This window comes from Microcystis sp. M090S1 (assembly GCF_020246295.1).
In the GTDB taxonomy this organism is placed as follows: Bacteria; Cyanobacteriota; Cyanobacteriia; order Cyanobacteriales; family Microcystaceae; genus Microcystis; species Microcystis aeruginosa.
The window spans coordinates 1-11,964 of record NZ_JADBTF010000501.1; the positions used below are offsets into that span (position 1 = coordinate 1).

General features: G+C 42.2%; 15 protein-coding genes. 6 read left to right on the top strand and 9 right to left on the bottom strand.

Annotated features, from left to right (window positions below; genetic code table 11):
* The first annotated feature begins 158 nt into the window (after positions 1–158).
* Positions 159–1,628 (top strand): carotenoid oxygenase family protein, encoded by a 1,470-nt coding sequence (locus IM477_RS22050; protein ID WP_287733485.1) that lies wholly within the window; start codon positions 159–161, stop codon positions 1,626–1,628.
* Between the two features lie 44 nt (positions 1,629–1,672).
* Here IM477_RS22050 and IM477_RS22055 read toward each other — a convergent pair whose 3' ends face one another.
* From IM477_RS22055 to grxC, 6 genes are all read right to left on the bottom strand, one after another.
* Positions 1,673–2,548, bottom strand: coding sequence for a Tab2/Atab2 family RNA-binding protein (locus IM477_RS22055; protein WP_287733487.1), 876 nt, complete (start codon positions 2,546–2,548; stop codon positions 1,673–1,675).
* Positions 2,549–2,731: 183 nt separating this feature from the next.
* Positions 2,732–3,751 carry a glycosyltransferase gene (locus IM477_RS22060; protein ID WP_287733488.1) on the bottom strand — a complete coding sequence of 340 codons (1,020 nt, stop codon included), beginning with the start codon at positions 3,749–3,751 and terminating at the stop codon, positions 2,732–2,734.
* A 90-nt stretch (positions 3,752–3,841) separates the two neighbouring features.
* Positions 3,842–4,165: a DUF3593 domain-containing protein gene (locus tag IM477_RS22065; protein WP_287733489.1), complete on the bottom strand. Its 324-nt coding sequence runs from the start codon at positions 4,163–4,165 to the stop codon at positions 3,842–3,844.
* Entirely contained in the window at positions 4,158–4,469 is a 312-nt protein-coding gene (locus IM477_RS22070) for a DUF2499 domain-containing protein (RefSeq protein WP_287733490.1), read from the bottom strand. The genes IM477_RS22065 and IM477_RS22070 overlap by 8 nt, the downstream gene beginning before the upstream one ends.
* 170 nt (positions 4,470–4,639) lie before the next feature.
* Positions 4,640–5,623, bottom strand: coding sequence for a glutathione synthase (gene gshB, locus IM477_RS22075; RefSeq protein WP_287733491.1), 984 nt, complete (start codon positions 5,621–5,623; stop codon positions 4,640–4,642).
* 15 nt (positions 5,624–5,638) lie between these two features.
* Positions 5,639–5,899 carry a glutaredoxin 3 gene (gene grxC / locus IM477_RS22080; protein ID WP_002803525.1) on the bottom strand — a complete coding sequence of 87 codons (261 nt, stop codon included), beginning with the start codon at positions 5,897–5,899 and terminating at the stop codon, positions 5,639–5,641.
* Between the two features lie 471 nt (positions 5,900–6,370).
* On the opposite strand from grxC, the gene IM477_RS22085 reads away from it, so the two are divergent.
* On the top strand, positions 6,371–6,811 hold the full coding sequence (locus IM477_RS22085) for a hypothetical protein (protein ID WP_061430501.1): 441 nt from the start codon (positions 6,371–6,373) through the stop codon (positions 6,809–6,811).
* On the opposite strand, the gene IM477_RS22090 is transcribed toward IM477_RS22085, so the two are convergent.
* The gene (locus IM477_RS22090) at positions 6,808–7,095 is read right to left on the bottom strand and encodes a YggT family protein (protein WP_061430502.1); all 288 of its coding nucleotides are present in this window, start codon (positions 7,093–7,095) and stop codon (positions 6,808–6,810) included. The genes IM477_RS22085 and IM477_RS22090 overlap by 4 nt on opposite strands.
* A 514-nt stretch (positions 7,096–7,609) precedes the next feature.
* Here IM477_RS22090 and rplI point away from each other — a divergent pair.
* The 4 genes from rplI (at position 7,610) to IM477_RS22110 (ending at position 10,268) form a co-directional block, all read left to right on the top strand.
* The gene (rplI, locus tag IM477_RS22095) at positions 7,610–8,068 is read left to right on the top strand and encodes a 50S ribosomal protein L9 (RefSeq protein ID WP_012264300.1); all 459 of its coding nucleotides are present in this window, start codon (positions 7,610–7,612) and stop codon (positions 8,066–8,068) included.
* Between the two features lie 99 nt (positions 8,069–8,167).
* A complete protein-coding gene (locus IM477_RS22100) occupies positions 8,168–8,752 on the top strand; it encodes a chromophore lyase CpcT/CpeT (RefSeq protein WP_287733492.1) in 585 nt (194 codons plus the stop codon).
* A gap of 22 nt (positions 8,753–8,774) precedes the next feature.
* The gene (gene xth / locus IM477_RS22105) at positions 8,775–9,575 is read left to right on the top strand and encodes an exodeoxyribonuclease III (protein WP_287733493.1); all 801 of its coding nucleotides are present in this window, start codon (positions 8,775–8,777) and stop codon (positions 9,573–9,575) included.
* A 138-nt stretch (positions 9,576–9,713) separates the two neighbouring features.
* The gene (locus IM477_RS22110; RefSeq protein ID WP_287733494.1) at positions 9,714–10,268 is read left to right on the top strand and encodes a hypothetical protein; all 555 of its coding nucleotides are present in this window, start codon (positions 9,714–9,716) and stop codon (positions 10,266–10,268) included.
* Here the strand turns inward: IM477_RS22110 and IM477_RS22115 are convergent, their stop codons facing one another.
* Positions 10,269–10,586: a hypothetical protein gene (locus IM477_RS22115; protein WP_287733496.1), complete on the bottom strand. Its 318-nt coding sequence runs from the start codon at positions 10,584–10,586 to the stop codon at positions 10,269–10,271.
* A 119-nt stretch (positions 10,587–10,705) separates the two neighbouring features.
* The gene (gene crtR / locus IM477_RS22120) at positions 10,706–11,599 is read right to left on the bottom strand and encodes a beta-carotene hydroxylase (protein WP_066030085.1); all 894 of its coding nucleotides are present in this window, start codon (positions 11,597–11,599) and stop codon (positions 10,706–10,708) included.
* Positions 11,600–11,964 lie beyond the last annotated feature (365 nt).

Consider the following 11,964-nt stretch of genomic DNA (forward strand, 5'->3'; position numbering starts at 1 on the left):
TAATACAAGGTTAACCAAAGGAAGTCAAGCTGTATCCTTAACAAGGGAACAGTCAAACCAGGAGCCGTGTGAGGTGAAAGTCTCACGCACGGTTCTGAATGGGAGGGGAGGTCGGTGACGACCTTCTCGACCCCTAATAATATAAACGTAAAACTACTATGGTATTAACTCCGACAATTGGCGAAAAATCCTATAATCGTCAGGATTGGCAAAAAGGCTATCAATCCCAACCTAACGAGTACGATTACGAGGTAGAAGACATCGAGGGGCAAATTCCCCCCGATTTACAGGGTACAGTCTTTAAAAACGGCCCCGGTTTACTCGATATCGCTGGCACTGCGATCGCTCATCCCTTCGATGGGGATGGTATGATCAGCGCGATTAGCTTCAATCATGGGCGCGTACATTATCGTAATCGTTTTGTGAAAACTGAGGGTTATCTCCAGGAACAGAAAGCGGGAAAACCCCTTTATCGCGGTGTTTTCGGCACGAAAAAACCGGGGGGAATTTTCGGCAATGCTTTTGATTTGCGTCTGAAAAATATTGCTAATACTAATGTTATCTACTGGGGTGATAAATTACTGGCACTTTGGGAAGCGGCCGAACCCCATCGCCTCGATGCTAAAACCCTTGATACTATTGGTTTAGACTATCTCGATGGTATCTTAGAAAGAGGCGATTCTTTTGCCGCTCATCCTCGCATCGATCCCGCTTGTATCTTCGATAATCATCAACCTTGTCTGGTAAATTTTGCCATTAAAACGGGTTTGTCGAGTGCCATTACTCTCTACGAAATTAGTCCCACGGGTAAGTTATTACGTCGTCATACCCACAGCATACCGGGCTTTTGTTTTATCCACGATTTTGTTATTACTCCCCACTACGCTATCTTTTTCCAAAACCCGGTTGGTTATAATCCTTTTCCCTTTCTTTTTGGGTTAAAAGGTGCGGGGGAATGCGTCATCAATCAACCGGACAAGTTAACTAAGATTATTATTATCCCCCGGGATCCTAACAAAGGAGAAGTGAAAGTTTTAGAAACTCCATCAGGTTTTGTGTTCCATCATAGCAATGCTTTTGAACAAGGGGAGAAAATTTATATTGATTCTATTTGTTATCAATCCTTACCACAACTGGATTCAAATAGCAATTTTCAATCGGTAGATTTTGATAGTTTAGCTCCCGGACATCTGTGGCGATTTACACTAAATTTATCAGAAAATACCGTTACAAGAGAATGTATTCTAGAGCATTGTTGTGAGTTTCCCAGCATTAATCCTGCAAAAGTTGGTCGAGATTACCGTTATTTATACATCGCTGCCGCTCATCATGCCACTGGTAATGCTCCTTTGCAAGCAATCTTAAAACTGGACCTATTAACAGGAGAAAAACAATTACATTCTTTTGCTCCCCGGGGATTTGCGGGTGAGCCAATTTTTGTGCCTAAACCCGATGGAATTGCTGAAGATGATGGTTGGTTATTGGTAGTTACTTACGATGCGGCCAATCATCGATCGAATATGGTAATCTTAGATGCTAAAGATATCACTAATTCCCTGGGGGTTATCCATCTTAAACATCATATTCCCTACGGGTTACACGGTAGTTGGACAGGACAATGTTTTTAAGTTAATTGTCTAGGGGTGGATTGAAAACCCACCTTGACTAAACTTTACTCTTGATAGCCTTCTTGTAATAGCCAAAAACCGGCGAAGGATTCCGATTCAGGGTTAGATTGAATGGCTAAAAAATGCAGATTATTCGCTTTTTGTTTAGCTTCTTCAAAGTTTTTGGCTTCGTTTAAAGTCTCGGCATTAGTGACGTTGACGAGAATCCAGCTATCACTAGCACCCGTTTCTAAACGTAGCAGAGGACGAGAACCAGTTTCTAACTTTAAATAGGCCATTTCTAACCCTGACATCCAACCAGCTAATGGTAAAGCGCGGGGAGAAAAAATAACTAAACCGGGGATTTTTAGATTCTCATCTAATCCCATTCCCAGTATAGGCAAATTTTCTACGAAGCTAATATCCCAATCTTTTAAATCATTAAAAGAAGACAATTCTAGCGTAACAAAAGCCCATTTATCTGCCTTATCTCCCCGGACAGCATCGGGAAGGGGAACCGCATTTAAAGGAGGATAATTCACGGAAGCGGTTTTAGTTAAATTTTGATCATAACCAACTTCTTGAGGGTAGAAATTAACCATTCTTTCTTCTATCCATCTAGTTAAAGCATGAGTGCGACGACTAGGGGAAGCGGGAATACCGATATCCTCGCAAGCTTTGCTAATCATGTTATTCATCTGACGACGGAAAAAGCGAATTTTTTTGGGAGTTACCCCCGCTTCCTTGATAGCTGCAGTAACTGCCTCTCCTAACCATTGGGAATTAACCATCGTATTAGGACAATAACTGGCATATTTAAATATTGTATCGGAGGAGCGATCGATTGTTGCCGGAGTTTCACAGATTAACAATTCCCATCTTTTTTTATTATTTTCATCCACCACCGGCCGCGAATAAAAATCAAGTTCCCAAATAGTCATATTTTTTTCAGTTATCAGTGATTCAGTTATCAGTTATCAGTGATTCAGTTATCAGTTATCAGTGATTTAGTTATCAGTCATCAGATTTGAGTTTTCAGTGAACAATATTAAGTGGCAAGTTCCGAGATGTCTTTTCACTGATTACTGTTTACTGATTACTGTTTACTGCTCACTGATTACTGTTTACTGCTCACTGAAAAATCCCCTATTCCCGACAACAGTACGAACGCGGTAGATGGGACGTTTTTGGGATTCATGGTAAGTTCGCATCAAAATTTCTGCCAAAAGACCAAAACAGAGTAATTGTACCCCAGTTAAAAAGAATAACACGGCCAGGATTAACAAAGGTCGATCGCCGATGTCTTGTCCGAAACCGAGTTTGAGAATAGTCAGATAAGTGCCTAAAATAATCCCCACTACCATCGATAACAGTCCGTAGAGTCCAAAAATGTGCATCGGACGGGTGAGGAACTTTTTCATAAAAAAGACAGTAAATAAGTCCATAATCACGCGAATTGTGCGACCTAAACCATATTTACTCTGTCCGAACCGTCTAGCGTGGTGATTAACGGGAATTTCGGTTATTTTTGCCCCTTCAATAAAAGCCAATGCGGGTAAAAAGCGATGTAATTCCCCGTAAAGATTCATATCGGCAACTAATTCGGCTCGATAGGCTTTCAAAGAACAACCGTAGTCCTGTAATTTGACCCCTGTAACCTTTGCTATTAGCCAATTAGCTATTTTTGAGGGTAAAAGCCGTTTTACCCGGTCATCTTGGCGATTTTTGCGCCAGCCACTCACGAGGTCATAACCTTCCTCTAATTTGGCCAATAATAGGGGTATATCATTGGGATCGTTCTGTAAATCGCCGTCGAGGGTAACGATTATCTGTCCCGTGGCATAATTAAATCCGGCAGCCATGGCGGGGGTTTGTCCGTAGTTGCGTCGCAATATTACCGCCTTGAGATCATCGCGATTTTTGGCTAAATTAGTTAAAACCTCGGTGGAACCGTCCTTAGAACCGTCGTCAACACAGATAATCTCGTAGTTAATTTCGTAGGAACGCAAAATCGTGGCGATACTCTCGACGAGATGGGGAATACTGTCCACTTCGTTATAAATGGGAACCACTACCGATAAAGTCTGGATGGCAGCCTGCGGGTTTGGTTCGTTGACGCTGATGGACGGTGTAATCGGGGACATATTTGACTGACGCAGGGACGTTTTGGGGCGATTGTATCACAATTCAGTTATCAGTTATCAGTTATCAGATGTGAGTTGTCAGTTCACTGATTACTGTTCACTGCTCCCTGTTCCCTGTTCCCCTTTCTCTGTTTCCTTTTTCGCTAAAATTGCCTGACGAAAACCTAAGACAACGAGAATATTGGAGAGGGTGAGGAAAAGTTCGGCGCTGCCGTGTAACCAATCGACGTTAGCTAATTCTTGACCATAGTGGATTTTGGCGTAGATACCGGCAGGAATGGTGATAAAAACGAATATTAACAGCACATAAAAGCCAATTAAGGCTAAACGGGGCATTTTTCCCGAACGAGTGATCAACCAAAGAAACCCCAGATAGGGAAACAGGGAGATGGCAAATAAACTGTCTTTATTCATTGTTAACGCTAATTTTACTGGAACGCCACAGCCACCAACCGGCAGCACAGAGGGTAAAATTTCCTAAGACAGTCATGGCTGCCTGTAGGGTGACTAACCAGGATAAGGCACTGATATTATCAAAAAAATGCCATGTACAGGCACACATTGCCCCAATTAAAGCGGGTAACATTCCCCAAGATAACATTCGCCACGATTGATCGCTACTGACGTCGCCATAGGTCCACACTAACCAGATCGCCGCTATCCATTCTACGACACTCGATACATGAACCATCCAGGTCGGTATTGATAAAGCATTCATTTTTTTTACAGGAGACAGGAGACAGGAGATAAGAGACAGGAGACAGGAGACAGGAGATAAGAGATAAGAGATTGTTTTTATTTATTCTCCCCACTCTCCACTCCCAATTCATAATTTATAATTCATAATTTATAATTCCCACTCCCAATTCATAATTTATAATTTATAATTCATAATTTATAATTACCATTTCCCGAAAAATTTTCTAGCCATTGAATTACCTGTTGAGCTAAACTAACATTGTTTAATCGATCGATCTCGCGAATGCCGGTGGGACTGGTGACATTAACTTCCGTGAGATAGCCACCAATCACATCTAATCCGACAAAATATAGGCCATCTTCTCGTAATTTTGGGGCTAAAGTGGCACAGATTTCTAATTCTCGATCGGTGATTTCTGTTTTTGCCACTCGTCCACCCACCGCCATATTACCGCGAAATTCTGAACCGGTGGGAATACGATTAACTGCCCCGATGGGTTCACCATTGAGGACAATAATGCGTTTATCTCCTTCTTGGGCAGCTGGTAAATAATCTTGAATCATTACCGGTTCTTGTCCCCATTTTGTGCTAATTTCAATCATTGAATTGAGATTGCGATCTTCGGGACTAAGAAATAAAATTCCCTCCCCTGCTTTGCCCCCCAAAGGTTTCATAACTGCCGCCCCTTTTTGGTTGACAAATTCCCTAATTGTCGCTTTATCTTGGGAAACAATTGTGGCGGGCATTACCTGAGCAAAGTGAATCGTATATAACTTTTCGTTGGCATGGCGTAAACCCCTAGTTGAGTTAATTACTTGAGTTTTTTTGGGGTCGATCAGGTCTAATAAATAGGTGGCATAAAGATAGGCAATCGTCACGGGTGGGTCTTTTCGCATCCAGACAAAATTGAAGTTTTCTAGACAGGTAAAAACTGTCTCTTGTCTTTGATACCATTGAGATATAGCCACCCAATGATTATCTTTTAACTCCACGGGAACCAGTTCAATTTTAGTTAGTTTTGCCCAAGCTTTTCCCGCAATCGCACTGAGATCAGTGATGGAAGTCATCCAGACTTCATGGCCTAATAATTGGGACGCTTCCATGATAGCTACACTGGTATCATGGCCCGGATCTAAATACTCGATCGGATCGATAATAAAGGCTAGTTTCATTAATAGTTTTTATCCTTAATTCTGCAACAGGGGAGCTAAACCACCACTTCTATCTAAAGCATAGATGTCATCGCAGCCCCCGATGTGTTGATCGTTTATAAAAATTTGTGGTACACTTGTACGACCATTGGCTCGATCGGACATTTTGGCTCGCGCTCTTTCATCACCATCGATACAATATTCGGTAAACTCCACCCCTTTTTTCTTGAGTAATGCTTTAGCGCGGATACAGAAAGGACAGGAACTCCAAGTATAGATCTCAACATTAGCGGCCATAAAATTTATCTCCCTTCTTTACTTATCTTAAATTTTAGCCGATAACCGAGCAGTGATCTTCCTTCAGGTCAGAAAACGCCAATTAGGGCGATTCCACTGATATATTCCTTGTATTTCCCATTCTTCACCGTTTTGAAAGCGAATACGGCAACTAACAGGGGGGGAGTCATCCTCACTTTCATTTACGGCGTTGTCAGATCAGAATAGGTAAAGATGCAATGCAATCCTTGCTATCAAAGTAATTTCAGTTCCGGTGCTGATTCGGAGCATCTTTCAATTTGACAACGCCTATTGTAGGGCTAATTCATGAATTAGCCCTACACCTATTACCTCACAGGGAAACCAGTCGCAACTATCGGCAGCGTCTGCGGGAATCCATTCCCATGAGAGTCCTAAAAAAGCTGATTTCAAAGGGTGACGATCCACGATAATCTAAGTATTGGGGAAATCATACCGTAAAATCACTCATCTATGACACCACGCTCGCTCACCGTTTTGCTGCTTTCTGTTCTTTTCTGGCTGTCTAGCTGGCTTATCATCCCTATTGCTCAAGCTTTGACCCCAATTCAACTATTAGATGTATCTTACAAAGACTGTCCCCCCGAATTAGCCGAGGGGAGTGTCACCAGTGGAGGAACCAGTTTTCCGGCTAATTGTTTTTTAATCACCGGCAAAGCTAAAAATAATTCTGGAAAAACCGTCTATGATGCCGATGTTTTTGGTCGGATTTACGATGCTAACGGGGAACCGGCTTTACAAAATCGTAGCCGAGTCGGGGCAATTCCAGAAGTGCCGCCGGGGATTAGTGATTTCGAGATCAGAATTTCTGTTTCTACCAATCAACCAACCCCTTTGCGACTGGAAAAATTCAAAGCTTCCGGTTTTACCAGTAGTGTGGATCCGCGGATTTAGAAACTGCTACTGACCAGACTGCTGGCCCCTGTGGCTACGACACTCTGAACAACGTTGAGCAGCAGGAAAGCGAGGATCGGGGAAAAGTCCATCCCGCCTAGGGGTGGGATAATCGAGCGAAAGAGGTTTAAATAGGGATCGGTAATCGGACTGAGAAAAGACATAATCTGATAGGCCCAACCGGCATTTTGGAACCAAGTCAGTAAAACCCTAACAATTAGGATTACCGAGTAAATTTGCAGGAAATTGTTGATTATCGTCAAAATAAACCCTATATCGCTCATAAATAAATCTTTCCTCAAGAGGGCGTGATGGTTAGTTTAGCTTTGATCTTACCAAAAAAATGGTCTTTAGTTACTCTCTCCGCCCTGTCTTACTGGTTTTAACCAGCTATCGGCATTCCTCCCAGTTGACGGACACTGGGGAAGAAAACTGAATAAAGTAGTTATCTTAATGATGAGATAGGAAGTTTTCCTTTTGGGGAGACTCGGATTGTTCAAGTAGGGTTTGCGGCAAAAAGTTTTTCGTGGGGGTAGGGTGTGGGGTGTGGGGTGTGGGGTGTGGGGTTTTACCCATTTTCAGGGAAAAAGTCCAGGAATTTTCCCCCCAATCCCTCCAATGGTCGGCAGTTTTTGAGGGAAAAAAAGTCTAAAAACCTTATCCAACAAGGTTGTTAGATTTATTCAGCAAACCCCAAGTAGTTTTTCCATAGCTAACTGACGGTCCGGATGGGAGGACAGATCAAAACGATTGCATGGTATGATAAAGGTTTTGGAACTATTGTTTTAGGTCAAGATCATGGCGAAACGAATGCAGGTTATCCTCAATCAAAAAGTCAGCAAATTAGGTGAAAATGGCGATGTGGTGGAAGTGGCCCCCGGTTATGCGCGCAATTACCTTATCCCCCAAGGTGTGGCCGTTTTAGCCACCAAGGGCGCGATTAAACAGGCAGAATTTAGGAAAGAAAAAGAGCGTCAACGTCTCCTCGCTGAAAAACAAGAAGCGGAAACCAGAAAAACTGCGATCGAAAAACTCAGTCCCTACAGCATCCCTAAACAGGTGGGTGAAAACGAGGCCATTTTCGGTACTGTCACCAGTCAAGATGTGGCTACGGTTATTCTAGAAAATGCTAAATTAGAAATCGATCGCCGTGGTATTACCGTCCCCGATATCGGTCAATTGGGAGTCTATAAAGTACAAGTCAAACTCCATCCCGAAGTTAGTGCCGATATCGAAATTAAAGTAATCGCACAATAACAATTATCGGGGCATAGTTATCAGTAATCAGTGAAAATTTATCAGAGCGATTAACTAGCTGATGGCTGATAGCTAATAGCCATTCACATCTCAAAAACTATGACTCATTCCACGGATATAAAAACCCTAGCGCGCTGGATGGCGGCGGATTTTAGTAATCAAGAACAAGCTTTTGCTAATCCGCCTTTTTTTGCCCATATTCGCGTGTGTATGCGTCCTTTGCCCGATGAATTACTGAAAGGAACCAGCTTATTTTTAGAGCAGGCCTACGATTTTATGCTCAATACTCCCTATCGTTTGCGAGTCTTTAAATTATCGGTAGTCGATGATCATATTGAACTAGAAAACTTTAAAGTTAAAGAGGAAGCTAACTTTTTTGGTGCTTCTAGAGAACCCCAGCGTCTCAAAAATCTCACCTTAGACTTATTAGAACCGATGCTGGGTTGTGATATGAATGTCACTTGGACAGGTAACAGTTTTAAAGGGGTGGTGAAACCGGGTAAACAATGTTTAGTTTTTCGCAAAGATAGAATGACTTATTTAGATAATAGTTTTGAAATTAGTGAACGGGGATTAATTAGCGTTGATCGCGGTTTAGATACCGAAACCGATCAATTAGTCTGGGGTTCGATCGCCGGTCCTTTTGAGTTTGTGCGTCGCGCCAGTTTTGCTGAGGAAGTGTGAGAAAAATTATCGGTTTTTAGCTATGAAAATCGCCACATGGAATGTCAACTCGATTCGCAGCCGACAAGAGCAGGTAATTAATTGGTTACAACTCAATCCCGTTGAGGTTTTGTGCTTGCAAGAAACCAAGGTAATCGATCGAGATTTTCCCAGAGAAGCTTTTGAATCTTTGGGTTATCATCTCTATATTTCTGGACAAAAATCCTATAATGGTGTGGCGATTTTTAGCCAAAAACCCATGGACGATATCACTGTGGGATTTAGTCCAATTATCGGCGAAAATTTAACAGGAGAACTAGATGAACAGAAACGGCTAATTACTGGAGTAATCGGCGATATTCGGATTATTAATCTCTACGTTCCTAATGGTTCTTCCCTAGATAGTGACAAATATATTTATAAGCTTAAATGGTTAGAAACTCTCGGTAAATATCTAGATAAAATTATTAATTCTCAACCTGAAGAATTATGTATCTGCGGAGATTTTAATATTGCCTTAGAAGATAAAGATATTTATGATCCCAAGAGCAAAGAAAATCATATTATGTCTTCAGCTAAAGAAAGAGAAGCTTTAGAAAAGGTGTTAGAAATTGGGTTACAAGATGCCTTTAGAAAATTCACCTCGGCAGCGGGACATTATAGTTGGTGGGATTATCGCAGCGGCGGTTTTGCTCGTAACCGAGGTTGGCGAATCGATCATCTTTATTTAACTCCTCAGCTATACGAAAAAGCCGTTAATTGTCTGATCGATCGAGAACCCAGAAAACAAGAAAAACCTAGCGATCATACCCCTGTTATTCTGGAAATATCAAGCCAAAAATAGCTAAAGGATCAACCTAGACTTTGCACAGCCAGAATTTTGCTCTCTTAGCTTCCCTAACCGGGGACTTTCACCTTGAGGATTTATTCGGTAACGAGAAAATGCTATGATTCGGGTTGAATTTACCAAGTTTATTAAATTATGCGTTCTCCCCAATTAATTGTTCTATTGCTCGGTTTATCCCTTCTCCCCAGCATCTCCCCCGCTTTTGTCCATGCTAATCCCTCGATAGTGCCAGTGAAACAATCGAGTAATCGCGATTGGGGACAAAAAATCAGCGAAGCGGAAATTAAAGCAATGATTGAAGACATTCAAAGCGCTATTAAAGATAAAAATATCGCCCTAATCCTCAAACACTATGCCCCGTTTATTTCCTCGCAATTGACCATTAAAACCGATGCTAGTACCGAAATTTTTGAGTTAGATGGCATCACGGAACATAAAATATTTTTAGAGGAATCCTACAAAAATATTAAAAGTATAGAGGTTCTTTCTGAGAATTGGGACGTGGATATTCTTGCTAATAACGAGATGGCGATGATCACTCGCGAGCGGGTAATCAATATTACCAACACCGAGGGTGATAACTATATAGTTGCATCGGAAGCGGTGGCTAAAGTCGCTCCCATCGACGGCAAATTGAGGATATTTTCCATTCAAGAAACCGCCGAAGTGGGACGCAGACCAAAAAAATAATTAGTTTCTCCGGTTGGGACTGGCCCAACCCGACTCCCGCCGTCTTCGTCCCTCGATAAAACCGTCATCGTAGTCTCTGGAATTGCGCGGATTATCATAGCGGGCAAAGTTAAACCCGTCCTCTAGTCCGCGCTGAAATTCTTGCTCTGGTGGCACAAATCGATAACGTTGTCTATTATCCTGTACCGCCCGGTTGATTAACAAGGCCCCCGCTCCAATACCCACGGCCTCACCAAAGGTTAAAGACTTAGCATAATCGATGTTAATTGTCAAGAAAGTTGTTGTTAAAATTAAGGCTTTTCCCCAATGTTGACCCATAAAATCCTCCTTCAAAAAATCAAGTTGACAACGAAACCAGTACAGATACAAAGTTTCTCATAAAATCGACCACCGACTCCCCAAAACGAAAACCTTGTACCTCACCATTACGATAAATGCTATGAGCTAGATTTAGAAGAATGGGAGTGAAAGCGAATCCCCAAGAAGACATCGTAGAGGAAACTCCAGAAATTCTTACCTTGCAGTAAACCTAAAGACTGTTCACAATCTTTCGCATCTAAAAGCGGTTTAGTGGCATAGTATGCCGGTTGGTATTTGTACCAGGGAATCGACGGCCAAAGATGATGCACTAGATGATAATTCTGCCCTAAAATCAGCAGATTTAAGAGGGGACTGGGGTAAACTCGGGCATTTTTCCAACGATTACGCTCTTGGAAAGGACGATGGGGGAGATAATCGAAAAATAAACCGAGGGCAATTCCCACCACTAAAGCGGGAACAAACCAAAAATTCATCACATAGCTGATAAAACCGTATTGACAGGCGACGATGACTATGGTAGCAACAAAAAGACGACTGAGGAACCATTCCAGCAGTTCGTATTTCCGCCAGAGTTGCCGCTTAAAAAAGAAAATCTCGTGATAGAAAAATCTGGCCGCAATCATCCACAAAGGGCCACCGGTGGAGACAAAATGATCCGGATCATTTTCGGGATCGTTAACGTGAGCGTGGTGCTGTAAATGGACTCTAGTGAAGACCGGAAAGGCAAAACCGAGCATTAAAGCACTGCCATGACCTAAAATAGCATTAAATGTCCGATTGCTATGGGCAGAATTATGAGAGGCATCGTGGATAACTGTCCCCGATAAATGTAAAGCGAGGACATTAGCACTAAAACAAATCCAGTCGGGCCAAGACCATAGCCAATAGCCACAGGTAGATAGGGTTATTAGGCTCAAGGCACTAAAAAACATGGTAACGTTTGGGTTGAAGCCCCCCGGTGCTTTTAAATACTCTTTGGGGACTGTCAGCAACATCTCGGCCGACTGCATTATGGGTGTTGCTCCTTATTGTGTTCGCTTTACTGGCGTAAATTATCATACTACGGCTTTTTCATAAAGTTTTGTAACATTACCTTAATTAATCTAAAGTTATGAAGAAAGTAAGGATTTGTTATATGGTCTTCCCCCCTCAGTCCCCGAAGGAAAAGCGAGGCTACAAGAGAAAATCACGGGCGCTTAACGCCAGTTTCGCACTTAAACGATTAAAAAATTCGGCTAGTGGGACTTAAACAAATTTCAAGCCCAAACAAAGCCTAAACTGGCTTTGTAAGCGGCAAACACATCCCGATTCTCGGTCAGCCACTCAAAGAAACGGAAAGACATCGCTGTCCGAAAAGCTTCCAAGGCTTCCACAA

Bases quoted from the DNA above. Each gene is read 5' to 3' on its own strand.
- IM477_RS22050 (WP_287733485.1), top strand. From the start codon at position 159: ATGGTATTAACTCCGACAATTGGCGAAAAATCCTATAATCGTCAGGAT.
- IM477_RS22055 (WP_287733487.1), bottom strand. From the start codon at position 2,548: ATGACTATTTGGGAACTTGATTTTTATTCGCGGCCGGTGGTGGATGAA.
- IM477_RS22060 (WP_287733488.1), bottom strand. From the start codon at position 3,751: ATGTCCCCGATTACACCGTCCATCAGCGTCAACGAACCAAACCCGCAG.
- IM477_RS22065 (WP_287733489.1), bottom strand. From the start codon at position 4,165: ATGAATAAAGACAGTTTATTTGCCATCTCCCTGTTTCCCTATCTGGGG.
- IM477_RS22070 (WP_287733490.1), bottom strand. From the start codon at position 4,469: ATGAATGCTTTATCAATACCGACCTGGATGGTTCATGTATCGAGTGTC.
- gshB (WP_287733491.1), bottom strand. From the start codon at position 5,623: ATGAAACTAGCCTTTATTATCGATCCGATCGAGTATTTAGATCCGGGC.
- grxC (WP_002803525.1), bottom strand. From the start codon at position 5,899: ATGGCCGCTAATGTTGAGATCTATACTTGGAGTTCCTGTCCTTTCTGT.
- IM477_RS22085 (WP_061430501.1), top strand. From the start codon at position 6,371: ATGACACCACGCTCGCTCACCGTTTTGCTGCTTTCTGTTCTTTTCTGG.
- IM477_RS22090 (WP_061430502.1), bottom strand. From the start codon at position 7,095: ATGAGCGATATAGGGTTTATTTTGACGATAATCAACAATTTCCTGCAA.
- rplI (WP_012264300.1), top strand. From the start codon at position 7,610: ATGGCGAAACGAATGCAGGTTATCCTCAATCAAAAAGTCAGCAAATTA.
- IM477_RS22100 (WP_287733492.1), top strand. From the start codon at position 8,168: ATGACTCATTCCACGGATATAAAAACCCTAGCGCGCTGGATGGCGGCG.
- xth (WP_287733493.1), top strand. From the start codon at position 8,775: ATGAAAATCGCCACATGGAATGTCAACTCGATTCGCAGCCGACAAGAG.
- IM477_RS22110 (WP_287733494.1), top strand. From the start codon at position 9,714: ATGCGTTCTCCCCAATTAATTGTTCTATTGCTCGGTTTATCCCTTCTC.
- IM477_RS22115 (WP_287733496.1), bottom strand. From the start codon at position 10,586: ATGGGTCAACATTGGGGAAAAGCCTTAATTTTAACAACAACTTTCTTG.
- crtR (WP_066030085.1), bottom strand. From the start codon at position 11,599: ATGCAGTCGGCCGAGATGTTGCTGACAGTCCCCAAAGAGTATTTAAAA.